At 39.8% G+C, this 18,203-nt stretch carries 19 protein-coding genes; 6 read left to right on the top strand and 13 right to left on the bottom strand.

Annotated elements, in window-relative coordinates:
- Window positions 1–53 precede the first annotated feature (53 nt).
- The 10 genes from putP to RTK36_RS04135 all read right to left on the bottom strand — a co-directional run bounded on the left by putP (window position 54) and on the right by RTK36_RS04135 (window position 7,901).
- Window positions 54–1,604, bottom strand: a complete 1,551-nt coding sequence (putP, locus tag RTK36_RS04180) for a sodium/proline symporter PutP (RefSeq protein WP_312044654.1) — start codon at window positions 1,602–1,604, stop codon at window positions 54–56.
- A gap of 344 nt (window positions 1,605–1,948) precedes the next feature.
- The gene (locus RTK36_RS04175; RefSeq protein ID WP_312044651.1) at window positions 1,949–2,548 is read right to left on the bottom strand and encodes a TetR/AcrR family transcriptional regulator; all 600 of its coding nucleotides are present in this window, start codon (window positions 2,546–2,548) and stop codon (window positions 1,949–1,951) included.
- A 13-nt stretch (window positions 2,549–2,561) separates the two neighbouring features.
- On the bottom strand, window positions 2,562–3,797 hold the full coding sequence (locus tag RTK36_RS04170; RefSeq protein WP_312044649.1) for a Card1-like endonuclease domain-containing protein: 1,236 nt from the start codon (window positions 3,795–3,797) through the stop codon (window positions 2,562–2,564).
- Entirely contained in the window at window positions 3,798–4,202 is a 405-nt protein-coding gene (locus RTK36_RS04165) for a GerW family sporulation protein (protein ID WP_312044647.1), read from the bottom strand. It abuts the gene before it with no gap.
- Window positions 4,195–5,196 (bottom strand): hypothetical protein, encoded by a 1,002-nt coding sequence (locus RTK36_RS04160; protein ID WP_312044645.1) that lies wholly within the window; start codon window positions 5,194–5,196, stop codon window positions 4,195–4,197. Before RTK36_RS04160 ends, RTK36_RS04165 begins: the two co-directional genes overlap by 8 nt.
- 1 nt (window position 5,197) lies before the next feature.
- On the bottom strand, window positions 5,198–5,881 hold the full coding sequence (locus RTK36_RS04155) for a TIGR01906 family membrane protein (RefSeq protein WP_312044643.1): 684 nt from the start codon (window positions 5,879–5,881) through the stop codon (window positions 5,198–5,200).
- Entirely contained in the window at window positions 5,878–6,189 is a 312-nt protein-coding gene (locus RTK36_RS04150) for a hypothetical protein (RefSeq protein WP_312044641.1), read from the bottom strand. The genes RTK36_RS04155 and RTK36_RS04150 overlap by 4 nt, the downstream gene beginning before the upstream one ends.
- A 230-nt stretch (window positions 6,190–6,419) precedes the next feature.
- Window positions 6,420–6,962, bottom strand: a complete 543-nt coding sequence (locus tag RTK36_RS04145; RefSeq protein WP_312044639.1) for a sulfite exporter TauE/SafE family protein — start codon at window positions 6,960–6,962, stop codon at window positions 6,420–6,422.
- Window positions 6,959–7,312: a sulfite exporter TauE/SafE family protein gene (locus RTK36_RS04140; RefSeq protein ID WP_312044637.1), complete on the bottom strand. Its 354-nt coding sequence runs from the start codon at window positions 7,310–7,312 to the stop codon at window positions 6,959–6,961. Before RTK36_RS04140 ends, RTK36_RS04145 begins: the two co-directional genes overlap by 4 nt.
- A gap of 202 nt (window positions 7,313–7,514) precedes the next feature.
- A complete protein-coding gene (locus RTK36_RS04135; protein ID WP_312044635.1) occupies window positions 7,515–7,901 on the bottom strand; it encodes a hypothetical protein in 387 nt (128 codons plus the stop codon).
- A 450-nt stretch (window positions 7,902–8,351) separates the two neighbouring features.
- On the opposite strand from RTK36_RS04135, the gene malQ reads away from it, so the two are divergent.
- Together malQ and asnB are read left to right on the top strand one after the other, a co-directional pair.
- Window positions 8,352–9,932, top strand: coding sequence for a 4-alpha-glucanotransferase (gene malQ / locus RTK36_RS04130; protein ID WP_312044633.1), 1,581 nt, complete (start codon window positions 8,352–8,354; stop codon window positions 9,930–9,932).
- Window positions 9,933–10,010: 78 nt separating this feature from the next.
- Entirely contained in the window at window positions 10,011–11,840 is a 1,830-nt protein-coding gene (gene asnB / locus RTK36_RS04125) for an asparagine synthase (glutamine-hydrolyzing) (RefSeq protein ID WP_312044631.1), read from the top strand.
- Window positions 11,841–11,948: 108 nt separating this feature from the next.
- Here asnB and RTK36_RS04120 read toward each other — a convergent pair whose 3' ends face one another.
- A complete protein-coding gene (locus RTK36_RS04120) occupies window positions 11,949–12,920 on the bottom strand; it encodes a DMT family transporter (protein WP_312044629.1) in 972 nt (323 codons plus the stop codon).
- Between the two features lie 383 nt (window positions 12,921–13,303).
- Here RTK36_RS04120 and RTK36_RS04115 point away from each other — a divergent pair, with 383 nt between their 5' ends.
- Together RTK36_RS04115 and RTK36_RS04110 are read left to right on the top strand one after the other, a co-directional pair.
- Window positions 13,304–14,473 carry an iron-containing alcohol dehydrogenase gene (locus RTK36_RS04115; RefSeq protein WP_312044627.1) on the top strand — a complete coding sequence of 390 codons (1,170 nt, stop codon included), beginning with the start codon at window positions 13,304–13,306 and terminating at the stop codon, window positions 14,471–14,473.
- 145 nt (window positions 14,474–14,618) lie between these two features.
- The gene (locus tag RTK36_RS04110) at window positions 14,619–14,969 is read left to right on the top strand and encodes a CPCC family cysteine-rich protein (protein ID WP_312044625.1); all 351 of its coding nucleotides are present in this window, start codon (window positions 14,619–14,621) and stop codon (window positions 14,967–14,969) included.
- Window positions 14,970–15,095: 126 nt separating this feature from the next.
- On the opposite strand, the gene ychF is transcribed toward RTK36_RS04110, so the two are convergent.
- Together ychF and RTK36_RS04100 are read right to left on the bottom strand one after the other, a co-directional pair.
- Complete coding sequence (ychF, locus tag RTK36_RS04105; RefSeq protein ID WP_312044623.1) at window positions 15,096–16,193, bottom strand: redox-regulated ATPase YchF; 1,098 nt, start codon at window positions 16,191–16,193, stop codon at window positions 15,096–15,098.
- Window positions 16,194–16,280: 87 nt separating this feature from the next.
- Window positions 16,281–16,448 (bottom strand): hypothetical protein, encoded by a 168-nt coding sequence (locus RTK36_RS04100; protein WP_312044622.1) that lies wholly within the window; start codon window positions 16,446–16,448, stop codon window positions 16,281–16,283.
- 135 nt (window positions 16,449–16,583) lie between these two features.
- Here RTK36_RS04100 and RTK36_RS04095 point away from each other — a divergent pair, with 135 nt between their 5' ends.
- Together RTK36_RS04095 and RTK36_RS04090 are read left to right on the top strand one after the other, a co-directional pair.
- A complete protein-coding gene (locus RTK36_RS04095; RefSeq protein ID WP_312044620.1) occupies window positions 16,584–16,976 on the top strand; it encodes a YhcN/YlaJ family sporulation lipoprotein in 393 nt (130 codons plus the stop codon).
- A 312-nt stretch (window positions 16,977–17,288) separates the two neighbouring features.
- The coding region (locus tag RTK36_RS04090; RefSeq protein WP_312044618.1) for an S-layer homology domain-containing protein at window positions 17,289–18,203 on the top strand (915 nt) is incomplete at its 3' end.

The following is an 18,203-nucleotide window of genomic DNA, read 5'->3' as shown; positions in this document are numbered from 1 at the left end:
ATAAAATAAAGCCTGTGCCGTTGTTGGCACAGGCTTTTTAAGTTCAAAATCAATTACTTACCGTTCTTTTTGCAAATCAGATTAACCCGATCGAACTCATCAGTAATTTCTTTATTTGGTGCCTTAGTCAAAAGACTTACGATAATGATTGCCGCAAATGATACCACGAATGCGGGAAGCAATTCATAGATATTCCAAGCACCGCCCAAAGGTCTCACCATGTATTTCCAGATGAAAACCATTGCGCCACCGGCGATCATGCCTGCCAATGCACCTTGTTTATTGGAGCGTCTCCAGAATAATGCACTTAATACAACAGGGCCGAATGCAGCACCGAATCCCGCCCATGCAAAAGAAACAATGGCAAAAACGGAGCTTGCAGGGTCTCTTGCAATAAATGCGGCAATGATTGAAATAATAACAACAGAACATCTGGCAAAAATCATTGCCGTTTTCTCAGACATTTTAATGCCAAAGAACCCTTGCAGGAGATTGTGAGAAGCGCTGGATGATGCTGCTAATAGCTGGGAATCGGCAGTTGACATGGTAGCGGCCAGAATACCCGCTAAGATGATACCTGCAAGGATGGCTGTCGCAATACCGCTATGACTCAGTAATTCAGCAACTTGAACAATAATCGTTTCTGATGCGGAACCCTCTAAAACGGGTACAGCACCAACTTTGGTCATGCTGTAGCCAACAACACCGATAAAGATGGCGACAATCATGGAAATAACTACCCAAACTGTTGCAATACGGCGGGAAATAGTTAACTTTTGTGTATCCTCAATTGCCATAAAACGTAGCAAAATATGAGGCATACCAAAATAACCGAGGCCCCAAGCCATTGTTGAACAAATTGTCAAAAATCCATAAGGCGTTGCAGCGTTCTCGGAAATGCTGTACATTGCAGTCATGCTTAGGTAACCTGGGAGTGCTCTTGCATTATCCATAACGGTATCTAAACCGCCAGCAACCTGAATACCAAAGATAACAACAACAAAAAGTGCGATGGTCATTACGATACTCTGTACCAAGTCTGTTGTGCTTGCGGCAGAAAAGCCTCCAGTTGCTGTGTAGCCAACAATAACAATGGCACTGATTATCATCGCCGTTTGATAATTTACCCCAAATAAACTGCTAAATAACTTGCCGCAGGCAGCGAAACCAGATGCGGTGTAGGGGATAAAGAAAATAATAATAACAACTGCAGCAATACACATTAGGATATTTTTGTCATCCCGATATCTTCGGGAAAAGAAGTCAGGCAGGGTGATAGAATTGTTTGCCTCATGAGTATAAGTACGGATGCGTTTGGCCACCACCAACCAGTTGATATAAGTGCCAATGGCCAAGCCAATTGCTGTCCATGCTGGGTCTGCAATACCGGAGAGGTATGCAACACCCGGCAGACCCATTAGAAGCCAGCTGCTCATATCAGAGGCTTCGGCGCTCATTGCTGTAACGAAAGGCCCCAGTTTTCTACCTCCCAAATAAAAATCTCCAACGTTTTCATTCTTTTTGGACCAATAGATTCCGATGGCAACCATAGCAATCAAATAGACTGTAATGGCAATCATGATGCAGATTTGTGTTGATGTCATAAGTTCATATCCTTTCTTTTTTGAGTTGCGGAGCCTTTTTTGAAACCTCAGATTTTATGTGCCGTACAGTTTATAATTGCTAATGTATTTGGAAAGCGAGTATTTATCTCGTTTATTTGTTTATCATTAATAACTTTCCGCTAAAGTAATGAAAATCTGAAAAGGTTGTAGAATTACTCCAATTGATAAAGCATTATAACATAATACCAATCAGACTAAAATACAGAATAAAGTATAGAATAAATACTGTACTTTTAAAATAAAAAAGTCAAAAATACATTGAAAATTCAAGGATTTTCGACTAGAATATTCTTGTTATTTTTTTAATTATAAAAATAATCACTTTAATTTACTGTCGTATTTGCTCGAAAACCTGCTAAAAACAGAGGCATCATTTGCTTGGCATATTGACAAAGGGAATATTCCCCATTGCAGATACACCAGTCATAGATGAGTGCTCTTTCACACAATGCGTAGGCCTTTACAAATTCATTTACGGAAACGTTAGAGCGCAATTCCCCCCGTTGTTGTCCTTCGGATGTAATTTGGCGCAATAACTTGTAATAAACCCGATTGTGATCCAGCAGGTGTTTTTGTCCGCTGGTAACAAGCTGGGAAGAGTATAATCTGGCCAATAGATCCATAGAGATGCTGTCGTCAATCATGCGAAACATCTCTTGATTCAAAAACATGAGCTTATCAAAGCTGTCTAGGTCACTATCTAACTGGGGAATCAATTCTTGATATTTATTATCAAATAATTCTGAAAGTGTGCCCAGCAGAGCATCCTTTCCGCCAAAATAGTGATAGAAAGAGCCTTTTGAAGTGCCTGAGAGTTCAACAATCTCTTCAATGGTTGTTGCGTCGTAACCCTGCTCATAAAACAGCTTCCAAGCCGCTGTAATAATCTTACCTTTTGTGTTGCGGCTGTTTTTTTTCCCCATGTGGTTCCTCTCCTTAAATCTTTTTCCATTTCAAACTTACCAAATCATGCTCTCTAATTGTTTTCACCAAGCGTTGACCGAAATCCTCTGCCATAATATCTGTTGCATCTAAAAGCTCCAAACCCAATTCTTGCGCTCTTTTATAGGTGCCTGTATTGCCTTTTCTTTCTTTGCCAAAGGTGATGATAATACCCTTTGAAAACCAGCCGCCCAATCGTTTTTTTGCAATCAAAAGCTCGTTCAGCGCTGCTGTGTCTGCATCTCGCAGTTTGCAAGAAATAAATACAGGCAGGGAGTCATCCATTAAAATTACATCAATTTCGTTTCCTGCCACAGTAATGTTATCAAAAGCGTTCCAATCTATCATAGTTCCAAGCTTTACATCATGAAACACACCTGCTTTTTTTGCGGCAATATAAACATAAAGCTCAAGCCAAACACCGTAGCTGATGCAATACTGCTTATCCTCAATGGAGCGGAAGGCGAATTGAACATACTCTCCCTCTATTAAAAGGTCATGAATAAAGCCCATACATTGAAATTTTTCCAAAATCCCCCGATCCGGATAAACGGGTTTACCGTTTTTCATATGTATGTTCCATTTGCTTTTCATAAACAGTTCGTGGGGGAGGGTTCTGGCGGCAACGGTCTGCATAAAGCTACAGGTATATTTCCAATCTGTCAGGCGTTCAAATAAAAACCGAGCCATTTCCTCGATTATAGAAAAACGTTCCTCTGAAGGGGGACGGTGGGATTCACCGATAAAGCAGGCTCCCTTTGCGTCAATAAAGTCCTCCAAGGTTAATGGTACTATTTTATTTACCAAGCTGTCATCCAACAAGTTGGTAATGCTTTTATTTGCCAGATCCGTATGCAGGAGAGGAAGGTTGAACTTGGTTCCCACCTGATATCCGGCCAAAAGCATCAGTTCGCTACCTCCTGTTAAATCAATGGCACATTCTACATCTTTAAAGCGGTCAAGGACTCTGCTAATTTGGCGGGAGATTTTGTCAACGGAGGTAATATCAATAGGGTGGTGCTCCACCTTAATTCCCGGGATATTTCTAGTCAAACATTTTTTCAATGCCGCAAATACCATCATGTCCTGCATATTATTATCAAAAAAGTAAAGGACTTTCTCAGGACGCAGGGTTAATGGTGCTACAATGTTTTTCAATACATCTTTATCATAAAACTCGATGAGAAGCTCCGTGGGAACCAACTCCCTTCCAATTTGTTTCGAATCCAATTATTTTTCAAACTCTTCGATGATAACCTCTTCTTCAAACTTCACATCTTCTTGAGGTTCTTTTTTATCTCTGTTTCCGAAAACTGCCCCAAAGTTTAGTTTGTTTACCACGCCGGGTGCCATGTCAATGAGTTTGCTGATAGCATCCTGATTTTTAACATTAATGGTTTGTACACTTCCATTTTGAATGACCAGAACAGCAGAGGGAGTAATTCTTGCGCCTACGCCTCCGGCGGCGTTGACATTCTCCTTTGCGCCGGCACCAGCACCTACAGCCACTTCAATTAAAGGCAGAAGCGTTATGTCTCCAATGGTGATTGCCTCGCCCACTACGGTTTTTGTAGAAACCAAATCTTCCACTTTATTAAAAAGTACGTCTACAGATTCTTTAAAATCCTTACCCATTTTGTTTTCTTCCTTTCCAAAGTTTGATTAAAATTCTGCGTACGGGTTTTGTCATTATAAATGCCATTAGGCTATATAGAAAATAGCCAAATAAGATATTGCCCTTTATGCGAACCTCAATATCCTCGGCTACAAGTCTAGTAAAATCCGCCTTTACCTGAATGTTTTTGCCGAACTTTGCTGTTAAGATGCCCACCAAGCCCATAAAATACCCGGTATAATTGGGCTCACCTAACCCTATGGTGGCTTTCACCAACAGATGATTGGGTAAAATGCCTTTTATCAGTCGTTTCAGCAGTTTTTTTACGGACTGAAATATTTCTCCCTTTCCTTCGATCTCTTGGAATTTATCCCAGTAAGAACGAAGCTTGTCCATTTTAGAGACATCCTCTTCAGATAAATCTTCTTCATCCAGAAAGAATTCTTTGTTCTCTGTTTCAAAGAGTATGGGCTTTTCCTTTATTTCAGAAATTTTTACCCGTCTTACCTTTGGTCTAGAGTTTGGAGGGTCTTCTTTTATGATTTCTTCAACGGGTGTTGTTGTATTCGTAGGTGGCTCCACCGCAGAAATGGGTGCTTCTTCCCGTTTTGGAGTAGGGGTGGGTTCAGCCATATAAACCCCTTGAGAAGAAGATTTTTTTGAAGAAACGGACTCTCTTGCCACAACGGTTTCCCCAGTTTTTATTGGCTGGGTGCTGGGCTTTGTTTTTCTTTTCCGTATCTTTTTTTTCTTTCTTTTTTCACCTAAGGTAAACCAAAGAATTTTCACTTTGATTTCAGGTTCCGTTCCATAGAGATAATTTCCCATGATTCGTATTAACCCAAAAAGCCATGAAACAGCAAAATCCCCCATGAGAGTTTCTTTTTTTTCCCCTGCAAGGCGGTATTTAATGGGGCAGAGCAAAATCACTGCAACGAGAAAAATAAGCAGCAGAAAGATGCTTAGAAGCAGAATCCCTATGAACTTTAATACAGCCAATAGTATGCCTAACATGTTATTCCCCTGTCTTTATACCCTTTAACAAAATCCAAGCCAATAGCCAGATAAGAAGGGCGCCTACAATGAATAGCCCTGCAATCCAGAAAGCGGTATCCCGAAAAAAGCCTTCTGGTACAATATTTATCAGTAAATCCGTATTTGGGTTTAAAATCCAATCATCATTATTAAAAAGTAAAAGGTGAAACAGTGTAAAATATCGATTAAAATTATAAGCCATGAGCCCTGCCAATATTCCGATGAAAGCCATGAACCCAAAGATACCCCATTGAATCCCCTTAAGAAGACAACGGCCCTTTTTTAAAAACAGCAGACACCCTGAAACAAGAATCACAAATAGAACTGCCCCAAAGCATATTTTCTGGGCGTCAAGGAATAGCTTCTGCACATCTTGCATATGTTTTTTTTCCTTGGCATTAAAAAACTCTCGTTCTGTGTTTCCGATTTTTGTATATATCACTAAGTCTTCACGATTGCCTTTTAAATAGTCCATCATTTCATGGGTTACGGTCAGCAAATCATCCATCTCAATTGACACTGCTTCAGTAACCTCATATTTTGTATATTCTTTTTCAAAATAGCCGTTCATGTAATATGCCACAAACTCTGTAGAACTGATTAGTAAAATAACCATAAGTGCAAGGCCCGTGAAGAAGCCCATCCCTTTATATAGCGCCGTCATTTAATCCCCTCTATCCACGTTTCAGGATTTGCTAAGTCCTTTTGTTCTTTTACCGCTTCCTCCAAAATATAAGCCATCAGCTCATAGGTCTCTCTTCTACCGTTGGCAACGCCCACGACGATACTTTCAGTTTGAGGGAACCGTCCTTTGCATAATTGCCAGGAGGAAATGATTTCATACCGATTTTTTTCAAATATAAAAAGGATGCAATACAGGCGGGGCATAGGAATGGTTTTCTTGAGCGCATATATCACTGTTCCTAAGTCGCTGATATTTTCTGATACAAATAATTCTTCCGCTAACCTCAATCTGCCATCGCCGCCTTCCTTCCAATTCTTAGAAATATTATAGCAGAATTAACGGGAAAAGAAAATACACAATAAACCACACTCCACATTTGTAAGAAATGCTATGATAGATTTATTTTAATGCAAAAGCCCGTTTTGCAAAGCAAATCTTATGCAAGGCAAGCGGGCTTTTTCTGATTTGTAAAACTGGGCGAATCCAATTTATAGGAGGATCTAAGGGGAGAGCAGTCCTATTGAAGGGCAGATTCCAGTTTGGAAATTTGGTCATATGGATAGTGCTGTAATAGCTCTTTATATTGAGGTGTTGTTAACCCAGGAGTTTGGGTGTAAATTGCAATCTTTTCGTTTAGATCTGCCTGAATAAATTTAAGTTTCAATTTAGAAAATTCTTCTTTGTTCATACTTTCATAGCCTTCTTTCTTTGTCTTCTTTTTAAATACTTCACTGAGACCCATAAAAAACAAAAAACCACCAAAGATTTTACGTAGCAAATCAGCATCCATGGAAACGGCTAAAAAAGAACCTGCTGCCGCGCCCGCTAGACCAAGTATTGCCAATGGTTTTGTTGTTTTCCATAAAACATTTTTATTTTTCGTGTGGGTAATGAGAGCAACAATGGCTGTTGGGATAAAGTAAATTAAATTCACACCTTGTGCCTGATGTTGATTCAGATGAAGAAGAAATATTAATGCCGGAATCAAAATGGTTCCGCCGCCAATGCCCATGCCACTGATAATACCAGAGGCAAATCCAATTACCACTACCCAAATCATAGTATCATCCTCACTGCTGCCACAATCATAAATAGTCCGAAGATTCGATGTAGCCAGATACCACTGAGCTTAGATAATAATCGCGCTCCAACAAATCCCCCTGCAATTCCTCCCGTTGATGCCCATAGGGCAATACTCCAAGCAACATCTGTTTTCCAACAATAAATAATCAATGACAGAAGGGATAAAGGCAGAATAATGCTGATTGCTGTCGCATGTGCCTTATGCTCCTCAACGTCCAAAAAGCGTTCCATTGCCGGCACAACAATGGTTCCGCCCCCAGAGCCAAATAATCCGTTGGCAAACCCTGTGATTAAGCCTATGACTATTTGTTTCCCTTTTTTGTGCATGAAAATGACACCGCCTTTCTTTCACTAGTATGGAGGAAAAGCCCTGTAAATATGTATGGTATGGTAAAAATTTTCTTTTTCAATATACATTAGGAAGTATTATAATTCATGGGTTTGTAATACTACTGTTAAATTTATGGATTTATAGGGCGCCGACAAAAACGGCACCCTATAATTTAGATAAACCAAATGCAAGTTTTAATTAGCTGGCAACTGTAGCTGTACTGTTGTCCAATGTGTTTTTTACGCCGTTTTTAACATCACGGCCTGCATTTTTCAGTCCTGTACCCATATCACGTACGTCATTGCCTAAGGTAGTTCCAACGTTATTGTCCGTTAAAGGTCTTCCGCTGTTAATACCATAGCCATCCCAATATGCAGCACCGCCGCTTGAGGCATAAGTCCCTGCATTATATCCGTTATAGGCTCTACCGTCGGTATCATAGTTATTGTAGCCATAGCTGTTATTACCATAACCATAACCGTAACCGTCGGTTGCTCCGCCTAAGTTGTTAGCAGAACTGCCACAGCCACCAAAGGCCAGCATCATTGTTGCTAACATTGTAATAAAACTAAATTTTTTCATCATAAATACCCTCCTTAAGCAAAAATAATTCTTTGCATTTATATTGTCTGACGGAAACCGAAAAAAATCCTTCATTTTAACTGGTATTATGGGGATTTTTTGGTATAAATGTGGATAGATGGGGGAAACAAAAACTGTTAAAATGTACGTTAATATTTTAGATTGCTGATTTATCTTGATTGCAAAAGATTTTTGGAATCATAATAAGGAGTATGAAAAATGAAAAAAAACATATGGTAGGAATTGAGGTTATCAACAATTTTTTATTATAATAAAGATTGAAAAAATTATTAATCCCGCTATATACCTGTGTGCTATCAGCGTTATACAGTTTCAGGTGAACTTTTTAGAAGATGAAAAAGTAAAATGCATTTCAAACAAAATATTTTTGCCCTGGGAAATCCTTTTTGAGGCATAAAATATAATCTGATGAAACCCAAAGGAGCTGTCACCATGTTTAAAAGCAGAAAAAGCGGAATTCTTTTACACCCTTCATCCATTCCTTCGTCCTTTGGTATTGGAGATTTTGGTAGGGATGCATATCGATTTGTAGATGTGCTGGCACAAGCAAAACAAACGCTATGGCAGATACTGCCCCTTTGCCCAGTGGATGGAAGTGGATCGCCTTATCAAAGTACATCTGCCTTTGCAGGAGAGCCGTTATTGATTAGCGTGGATTTGTTGGTTGATGAGGGATTGCTTTCACAAAACGAGGTGGAAGCAGAGAAGTTTGTAAAACCTCAAGGCACAGATTATTCGGAAGCTAGGAAATTGAAAATGCCGTTATTGCGAAAAGCTTTTGAAAAATTCAGTGAGAAAGAATACTCCAAAGAATATAAAGATTTTTTGGAAGAGAATAAAGCATGGCTTGAGGATTACACACTTTTTATGGCATTAAAGGCTTTTTTTATTGAAAAAAGAAAAGAAGATGATAGAGAACTTATGGAATTTCTTCGAGAAACAGAGGGGCTTTTATCAGAGGAGGCAGTGCAAAGATACTTCTATTCAGCTTGTTGGTGCTCATTTCCAAAGGATATTAGAGAGCGTAAACCAGATGCCGTTGAAATGTGGCGGGAAGGTTTACAGCAAAACATACAATGGGAATGTTTTTTGCAATACTTATTTCATATACAATGGCATGCTTTAAAAAGTTATGCTAATGAAAAGGAAATTCAAATTATCGGGGATGCCCCCATTTTTGTTTCCTATGACAGTGCTGATGTTTGGGCAAACCAAAAGGCATTTCAATTAAATGCATTGGGTTTTCCTACCGTAGTGGCGGGGGTTCCGCCGGATTATTTTAGCGAAACGGGTCAGCTTTGGGGAAACCCGTTGTATCAATGGAAATATCACGAAAAAACAGGATATCAATGGTGGATTTCCCGTATCCACAAGGCTTTAGAGGATGTGGATATTCTGCGCATTGACCATTTTAGGGGCTTTGAATCCTATTGGGAAATTCCTTTTGATGCAGAGGATGCCAGAGAAGGACAGTGGGTAAAAGGCCCGGGGAAAAAGCTGTTTCGAAGGTTGGAAAAGGCGTTGGGAGAATTGCCCCTGATCGCAGAGGATTTGGGGATCATTACCGAAGAGGTGCATAGGCTAAGAGAAAAAATAGGATTTCCTGGAATGCGTGTTTTACATTTTGCCTTTGGAGCGGATAAAAATCACCCTTATTTGCCCCATTCCTATGACAAAAATACAGTGGTCTATACAGGCACTCATGATAATAATACCACTTTGGGTTGGTATGAAAATGCAGGGGAAGAAGAAAAGGATCATTTCAGGCGATATATGAATGTCACTGGGGAAGCCCCAAATTGGGACATGATTCGCCTTGCGTTTTCTTCTCCCGCACAATTGGCAATCATTCCGATGCAGGATGTATTGGGGCTGAAGGAGGAATATCGAATGAATCAGCCAGGGACAACGGAGGGAAATTGGTCCTTTGCCTTTGATTGGGAAATGTGGAATGATGGTTGCATAGAAGGGCTGAAATACCTTTCTCGTTTGTTTGGCAGAAACTATGGTTAGAATTGCTTTCTTTGACAAGTTATGCTAAAGTTAAGTCTGAATCAAGATAAAAACCCTTTTATTAGGAGGAAATAAATTATGTGTGGTATTTGTGGGTTTACCGGCCGTTTGGCTACATCAGAAGAAGTTTTGGAAAACATGAAAAATAAAATCATTCATCGTGGGCCAGATAGCGGCGGTTCTTACATTGATGACGGCGTCTCCATGGGATTTCGCCGCCTGAGTATTATAGACTTAGAGGGCGGTCACCAGCCTATTTATAATGAAACAAGGGATATGGTCATTACTTTTAACGGGGAGATATATAACTATCAGGAGCTAAGGGAGGATTTGATTGCCAAAGGCCATGTGATGGGAAGCAATGCGGATACAGAGGTGCTCCTTCATGGCTATGAGGAGTACGGCGAAGATTTGCTTCCAAAACTTCGAGGGATGTTTACTTTCGTTATTTGGGATGCGAAAAATAAAACCTTTTTTGGAGCAAGGGATTTCTTCGGAATTAAACCATTTTATTATGCGATGCAAGATGGTCAAATGATTTACGGTTCTGAAATCAAAAGTATTTTAGAATATCCCAATTTCAAAAGAGAGGTAAATACAGAGGCATTGGAAAACTATTTGACTTTTCAATACAGCGTTTTGCCAGAAACCTTTTTTAAAGGTGTGTTTCGTTTAATGCCTGCCCATTGCTTTACTTTTAAAAATGGGGAACTAAAAATTAAGCGTTATTGGGAGCCTAAATTCCAGAATGATGAAAACAAATCTCTGGACGAATTTATTGAAGAGATTGATGCGGCTATGCAAGATTCTGTGAAAAAACATAAAATCAGCGACGTTGAGGTTGGTTCTTTTCTCTCTAGCGGTGTAGACAGTTCTTATGTTGCCGCCTCTTTCCATGGAGATAAAACCTTTACCGTAGGCTTTGATTATGAGAAATATAACGAAATTGACTATGCCAAAGCATTGTCAGAAAAAATCGGCATTGAAAATCACAGCAAGCTGATTACCACTGAGGAATATTGGGATACCTTGGGCAAGGTTCAATATCATATGGACGAGCCTTTGGCAGACCCTTCTGCCATCGCATTATATTTTGTGAGTCAGACGGCGGCAAAGTATGTGAAGGTTGCCCTCAGCGGAGAAGGGGCAGACGAATTTTTCGGCGGATATAATATTTACAGAGAGCCCCATGATTTACGGCCATTGACCCGTTTACCAAGACCCATTCGTAAGGGATTGGGCGCCATTGCCAAATGCCTGCCAAAGATGAAGGGAAAAAACTACCTGATTCGTGGCAGTAAGGATTTGCAGGAGCGTTTTATTGGAAATGCTTTTATGCTAACGGAGGAAGAACGGGAACGTATTCTGAAAAAACCAACAGGGAAGTTTCATCATGCTGTTTTGACAAGATCCTTTTATGATAAAGTGAAGGATCAGGATGAAGTGACCCAAATGCAGTATATTGACATTCATTTTTGGTTGATTGGAGATATTTTGCTAAAGGCAGATAAAATGAGTATGGCTCATTCCTTAGAGGTACGTGTACCCTTCTTGGATCGTATCGTTTTTGATGTTGCCCGTACCATTCCCACCAAATATAAGGTGAATGAGGAAAACACAAAATATGCCATGCGTCAAGCAGCCCACCGTTATTTACCAGATATGGTTGCTGAGAAGAAGAAGCTTGGTTTCCCTGTGCCCATTCGCATTTGGCTGAAAGAGGATAAGTATTATCAGATTGTAAAGGATGCTTTTACCTCTAAAGCGGCGAAGGATTTCTTTAAAACAGAGGAAATTGTGAAATATTTGGAGGAACATAGAGAAGGAAAAGCGGACAATAGCCGTAAAATTTGGACAATCTATATGTTTTTGGTATGGCATAAACAATATTTTGAAGAAATCGCATAAGCAGCCACCTATAAAAAGCCCCATTGCAAGGAGCAGGAGTTTTCCTGTAGCCTTGCAATGGGGCTTTTCTATGTTCTAAACCCAAACGTTCAGTTTCCTTATTAAAATTTATAGTTTAGGCTCCCTCACTTTTATTGAAGGAAGCTTTTGGACATTTTCTTCCCCTTGATCAGGTGGTTGGGTCACCCCTTGGGGATTTTCTGCATTTTTGGCAGATGGTCTTTTCAATTTCACCTCGGAAAGAAGCACAGCAGAGAATACAACGATACCGCCAATGAGTATTCTTGGTGTAAAAGGGTCTCCATAGAGAAATACACCAAAAATAAAGGCGAATAAACTTTCCGTTGAAAGTAGAATTGCTGTATGGGTGTCTGAGGTATATTTTTGAGCCACGTTTTGCAAGGTAAAGGCCACTGCTGTGCTTATGGTTGCCAAATATACTAAAGACAACAACCCTGACTTTGGAAATGCCGTAGGGATGTCCTCAAAAAGCAGGGCGGCAATGATAGCGAATACCCCTGTACCCAGATATGAGAAAAAGGACATACCAATTGGGTTACACTTAACAGCAAATATGCCTGTCATAACAACAAAGATTGCGTAAGAAAGGGCAAAACCCAAAGATAAACTATCGCCCAGTTCCATGGTGAGAGAACTGTTTAAAGAAATCATCCCAATCCCAAGCATAACTAAGATACCTGCAAAAAAGGATTTTAGTTTAGGGCGTTTTTTCAATACAAGCCATGAGATAAATGGTGTTATGGCTGCATAGCTTGCAACGATGAAAGCTTGCTTTGACGGAGTTGTATATTTTAGGGCATTTACCTGTAAAGGCATGGCAAAAAAATAAAAGATACCCAAGATAAGGCCATATTTGATTTCTGCTTTTGTGCTACGACGGATGGTTCTGCTGAAAAATACAAATGTGACCAAAGCAGCAGATAGAAAACGTATGGTCAAAATGCAATAGGTGCTAAAATATTTCACGGCAATGTCTCCAGCAATAAACCCGCCGCCCCAACATACTGCTGCCAATAGCAGAGCCAAGTCCGCCATTAGTACTTTCTTTTTTTCATTCATTTCTTGATCCCCCTGTTTCATTTCAAACTCTCACCACTATAGCACCAAGAATATAGAATAGCAATCATTATTCTAAAAAGGATAAAAAGGATCAATTTTGTAAAAAATAAAGCATAAGTTTGTGTGTTTTTTCCAGTGACGTGGAAGAAAAATAGTTTTTGTGTTATACTAAAACAGTAGGAAATGTATGGAATTTGGTTTTGAGTGTTGGGTTCCTCTAGTTTCAGTCTTTTTTTGAAACGAGGACAAGTTTAGAACTGCAGAGCCAATGGGATTGTACCTACTTTGCTTATTGGGAAGGTATAATGAAAGGGCTTTGTTAACTCGTTTCCAATGGACTTTGTATGATTGGTTGATGGACAGTATAAAAAAGGGGGTTTTTTATGAAATTTCAGTATTTTATTCCCACAAAGGTTCTTTTTGGTTGTGGTCAATTGGAGAAGCTCCATAAACAGAAGCTACCTGGGAAAAAGGCACTTCTTGTAATTTCAGGCGGCACATCAGTAAAGAAATATGGCTATTTAGCAAGGGTGCAGGAACAACTGGATAAGGCAGGAGTGACCTACGTAATTTTTGATAAAATCCTTCCTAATCCTATTGAAACCCATGTAACCCAAGGGGCACAATTGGCTCGCAAAGAGGATTGCGATTTTGTGATCGGTTTAGGCGGTGGTTCTATCATCGATTCTGCTAAGGCAATTGCTGTTATGGCTACCAATGAAGGGAATATTTGGGACTATATTTTTGGTGGCACAGGGGGAAGCAAAATGCCCCAAATAGCCCCCCTGCCCATTGTTGCTATTACAACAACAGCAGGTACAGGGACAGAGGCAGACCCTTGGGCAGTGATTACTCATCAGGATCGAAATGAGAAAATTGGGTTTGGATATGATATGACGTTCCCAGTACTTTCCATTGTTGACCCTGAGTTAATGCTGACAGTTCCTGAAAAGCTCACAGCATATCAGGGCTTCGACGCATTATTTCACAGTACCGAGGGATATTTGAATAAATACACCAATCCACTGAATGATATGTATGCTTTAAAGGCCATTGAGCTGATTGGAAAATATCTGCCCACCGCCGTAAAGGATGGCAAGAACCTTGAAGCTCGTGAGAATGTTGCCTTGGCAAACACCCTTTCAGGAATGTCAGAAAGCATTGGCGGATGTATTTCCGAGCATGCTTTAGAGCATCCATTGAGTGGTCACAATCCCAAGCTGGAGCATGGAGCGGGTTTGATTATGATTTGTGAGGCTTATTATGCATATTGGGCAAAAACAGGCCTAGTAAATCAGCGAATGATTGATATGGCAAAGGCGTTAGGAAAGCAGGATGCAACAAAGGCTGAAGACTTCGTTGCGGCTTTGCACGACCTGATTGTTGCCTGCGGTGTAGAGGACCTGAAAATGTCCGACTATGGAATTAAGGAAGAAGATCTGAAGATGTACACAGAAGTGGCCTTTGAGACCATGGGTGGTTTGTTCAAAGCTGATCCCGGGGAAATGACCTTTGAGGATTGCCTGAATATCTATAAAAAATCCTATCAATAAATAAGAAATGTGGTACAGCGATAGTCTTTTAAGAAATAAGATTATCGCTGTTTTTGAAAAATGTAGGGTGCAGTCTATTTTTCTGAAGGTTGGATCAGAAATGAGAATTAGAATGAACTCTATCTAATCAAGAGGAGTGAGGCATTTGACGGAGGAGGAGAATCTGTTTCTTCCCATTGCAGCTCATAATACGAAAGCGGATATAAATGAGATAGCCATTGAGACATGGGAATATAACAGTGGAAATTCTCCCTGCCCGTGCTGTGGATGCATTACCATTCCCCACCAGGGAAATGCAATGGCGTTTATTTGTCCCGTTTGTTTTTGGGAAATCGACTTATTTATAAAATCTGAAGATGAGCCAAGCGATCAAAATCATGGCTTAACGTTAAATCAGGGAAGAAAAAATTTTAAGACCTTTGGTGCGGTATTACCTTATTTAAAGGAATATTGCAGAAACCCGAACAATTGGGAATTGCCAAGAAAAGATGAGTAAATAAAAAAGGATGTTCAGTATATCCGAGAATAGCATTATATGTATTGCAAGGAATGAGATATCATGATATGTCGTTAAAAATCAAAAAAAAGGGAAGCGTATCAGCTTCCCTCTTTTTATAAATAATTAAACATTAAAACGGAATAAAACCACGTCTCCGTCTTTAAATACGTATTCTTTGCCTTCGGAGCGAACCAAGCCCTGCTCCTTAGCAGCGGTGTTGGAGCCTGCCTTCACCAAGTCATCAAAGGCCACCACCTCAGCACGGATGAAGCCTCTCTCAAAGTCGCTGTGAATTTTGCCTGCAGCTTGTGGTGCTTTCGTGCCGTTCACAATAGTCCAAGCCCGGGTTTCCTGTGGGCCTGCGGTTAAATAGCTGATTAAGCCTAAAAGCTTGTAGCTTGCGGCAATCAAACGATCAAGACCGCTGGTTTCCACGCCTAGCTCTGCTAAAAATTCCTTTTTATCTGCCTCTTCCAAATCGGAAATTTCTTCTTCGATTTTGGCGCAAAGAACAAATACCTCACTGCCTTCATTTTTAGCATAATCCTTTACTTTTGCTACGTAAGGGTTGGTTGCACCGTCATCTGCCAAATGGTCTTCCAGAACATTTGCAGCATATAGTACAGGTTTGGCTGTAAGCAATGTAAGGGTTTCCACAAAAGCCTTATCTTCTGGGGTATCCATTTCGATTGCTCTTGCAGAGATTCCCTGTTCCAGGCCATCTTTAATTTTTTGCAAAAGATCCATTTCATGCTGAAGTGATTTATCAGATTTTGCCATTTTGCCCGTTTTGGCAATGCGGCGGTCTATAATCTCCAAATCGGAGAATACTAATTCCAAATTGATGGTTTCAATATCTCGGATAGGGTCAACAGATCCATCTACGTGGATTACGTTGGTATCTTCAAAACAGCGTACAACATGAACAATTGCATCCACCTCACGAATGTGAGAAAGAAATTTATTTCCTAAGCCTTCGCCTTTGCTTGCACCGCGAACCAGACCGGCAATATCAACGAATTCGATGACAGCTGGGATAATTTTTGCAGAATTATGGATTTCTGCTAATTTTGTTAAACGAGCATCGGGAACAGTTACGATTCCTACGTTGGGATCGATGGTGCAAAAAGGATAGTTTGCTGCTTCTGCTTTTCCTAATGTCATTGAATTAAATAAGGTACTCTTGCCCACATTGGGCAGACCTACTATACCGAGTTTCATGTTATTCTTCCTTTCCATGGGTTTGACTCATACTGAAAACATTATAACGAAAAGGCAAAGGGTTGGCAAGGAAGAAGTGGTGATGGCTTAATTTTTTCGTGGTAAAACGGCTAAGATCGCTAAAAATAAGAATGCCAAAGCGCCAAAAATACAAAAATGCCTTGCCTCGGTTTTTGTGATATAAATGCCATCTGCCGGCGTTGGATGAACATCCTTTACTGCAATACGATAATGCCTTCTTTTTCTGGGCTCCATTGATATCATCTCCTTTTCCATATTTTTATTTTAGTATAACCAATTTGGAAGCAAAATTCAAAAAAAACAGCCATATCTTGCTTTCATAAATCGTTTTTTTAATGACATACTAATGTAAAAGGGAGGCGGCGAAAAATGTGGAAAAAACTGTGCAGTATTATGTTATTAGCGATATTTGTTTTAAGCGGCTGTAGGGCAACAGTAACAGAAAACAATTTATCCGGCGTCCATTTGGTAAAAGCGAATGAAAAATTAGGGGAAAAAAGTCAAGCGGAGCGAGCGCAGAGCATTAAAGCCTTGCTTCATAATATCAACGGAATTACCGGAAATGCAGTAATTGTGGAAGGCCACACGGCAATTATTGGTTTGCGCTTAGAAGAAGGAATGGAAAGCGACGCTACAAGATTGCGAAAAGAGGCAGATAATGCGGCCAGGGAGGCAGATGAGTATATCAATAACACATCCATCACAACCAATATAAATATTGTTTCTTTGATTGAAGAGATGGAACGCAAACGAGGAAAATGAAATAGGGAAATATGGCATGTTGGAAAAAGGGGTGAAAGTGCAGTTTTCAAGCCCTTTTTTTCACTTAAAAATAGTAGTCATGAGGTAATTTATACCAAATACTATATTCTTGATGTTTGATTCACCTGTAAAAATACCGTGTTTTTAGGGATTCTAGAAATAAAATAGAAAAATAGTTTCCTTTTTATTCTATTTTGTAAGCACTTAATAAATCCTTAAGGTCGAAAAGTCTAGGCATGCAAAAAAAAATATGCTAAACTTGTCAGTAAGAGTAAATTATGGAATCGCCATAAAAAATAAGGGGGTAAATTCATGAAAAAGAAAATGGCACTGGCTTTGTCAGTGGTGATGGCATCTTCATGTATGAGCGTAACAGGGTATGCTGCAAATTTTAAAGATATTAATGATGTGCCTTGGGACGGTGCAAAAACAGTTATCAATTCCGTTGCGGATTTAGGTCTGCTCAGCGGATATGAGGATAATACATTCCGTGCCCGTAATAGTGTTACATATTGCGAAGCAATCCAAATGCTTTATGCAACGTTGCAAAGATCCGGTACTGCAAAACAGATGGATGCGGCAGACCATTATAAATATATTTCCTTTATGCAAGGGTATAATATCCCTACTTGGGCGCAGGCTGCTGTAGCCTACGGATTGCAAAACAACATTATAAACACAAACGACATGGTTAAGTTTATGAGCGGAAAAACCAGTAATTTTGCCACAAGACAAGATGTTGCAAAAATGTTTGGTAATGCCCTTGCAGTGCGCTATGATGTTGATAGAAATATGAAGGCAGCTGTTGCTTTTAAGGATTATTATCGTATTTCTGATGATAGCGCTATTTTGGTTGACCTTTTGGCACGCCTTGGTATTATAAGTGGAGATAACGGAAATAATTTTAACCCTACAAACAAAATAAACCGAGCAGAAATGGCAGTAATGCTAGATAAAACATATAGTTTATTGAAAAACGGTGTGGAAACATCAGGAACCATTACTGAGTTTGAGGATTCTGGAAGCTACTATAAAGTAACCATAAAAACAGATGCAGGAACCACCTTAGATTTCCATGCTGTACCAAACCTTGTAAAAGTTTATAACGGCAGTGGAGATAAAGAGCTGGCCATGTCTCGGTTAAATGCAGGTGATAAAATTAGTTTTGCATATAACGGTGGTTCTTTGGAATCAATTCGTGTTTTAAATGGTTCTACCACCAAGCAA

The organism is Anaerotignum sp., assembly GCF_031981185.1.
In the GTDB taxonomy this organism is placed as follows: Bacteria; Bacillota; Clostridia; order Lachnospirales; family Anaerotignaceae; genus Chakrabartyella.
This window is presented reverse-complemented; position numbering and strand designations above follow the sequence as displayed.

What these genes read in the sequence shown, in the direction of transcription:
- putP (WP_312044654.1), bottom strand. Translation starts at nt 1,604, where the DNA reads ATGACATCAACACAAATCTGCATCATGATTGCCATTACAGTCTATTTG.
- RTK36_RS04175 (WP_312044651.1), bottom strand. Translation starts at nt 2,548, where the DNA reads ATGGGGAAAAAAAACAGCCGCAACACAAAAGGTAAGATTATTACAGCG.
- RTK36_RS04165 (WP_312044647.1), bottom strand. Translation starts at nt 4,202, where the DNA reads ATGGGTAAGGATTTTAAAGAATCTGTAGACGTACTTTTTAATAAAGTG.
- RTK36_RS04160 (WP_312044645.1), bottom strand. Translation starts at nt 5,196, where the DNA reads ATGTTAGGCATACTATTGGCTGTATTAAAGTTCATAGGGATTCTGCTT.
- RTK36_RS04155 (WP_312044643.1), bottom strand. Translation starts at nt 5,881, where the DNA reads ATGACGGCGCTATATAAAGGGATGGGCTTCTTCACGGGCCTTGCACTT.
- RTK36_RS04145 (WP_312044639.1), bottom strand. Translation starts at nt 6,962, where the DNA reads ATGATTTGGGTAGTGGTAATTGGATTTGCCTCTGGTATTATCAGTGGC.
- RTK36_RS04140 (WP_312044637.1), bottom strand. Translation starts at nt 7,312, where the DNA reads ATGCACAAAAAAGGGAAACAAATAGTCATAGGCTTAATCACAGGGTTT.
- RTK36_RS04135 (WP_312044635.1), bottom strand. Translation starts at nt 7,901, where the DNA reads ATGATGAAAAAATTTAGTTTTATTACAATGTTAGCAACAATGATGCTG.
- malQ (WP_312044633.1), top strand. Translation starts at nt 8,352, where the DNA reads ATGTTTAAAAGCAGAAAAAGCGGAATTCTTTTACACCCTTCATCCATT.
- asnB (WP_312044631.1), top strand. Translation starts at nt 10,011, where the DNA reads ATGTGTGGTATTTGTGGGTTTACCGGCCGTTTGGCTACATCAGAAGAA.
- RTK36_RS04120 (WP_312044629.1), bottom strand. Translation starts at nt 12,920, where the DNA reads ATGAATGAAAAAAAGAAAGTACTAATGGCGGACTTGGCTCTGCTATTG.
- RTK36_RS04115 (WP_312044627.1), top strand. Translation starts at nt 13,304, where the DNA reads ATGAAATTTCAGTATTTTATTCCCACAAAGGTTCTTTTTGGTTGTGGT.
- ychF (WP_312044623.1), bottom strand. Translation starts at nt 16,193, where the DNA reads ATGAAACTCGGTATAGTAGGTCTGCCCAATGTGGGCAAGAGTACCTTA.
- RTK36_RS04100 (WP_312044622.1), bottom strand. Translation starts at nt 16,448, where the DNA reads ATGGAGCCCAGAAAAAGAAGGCATTATCGTATTGCAGTAAAGGATGTT.
- RTK36_RS04095 (WP_312044620.1), top strand. Translation starts at nt 16,584, where the DNA reads ATGTGGAAAAAACTGTGCAGTATTATGTTATTAGCGATATTTGTTTTA.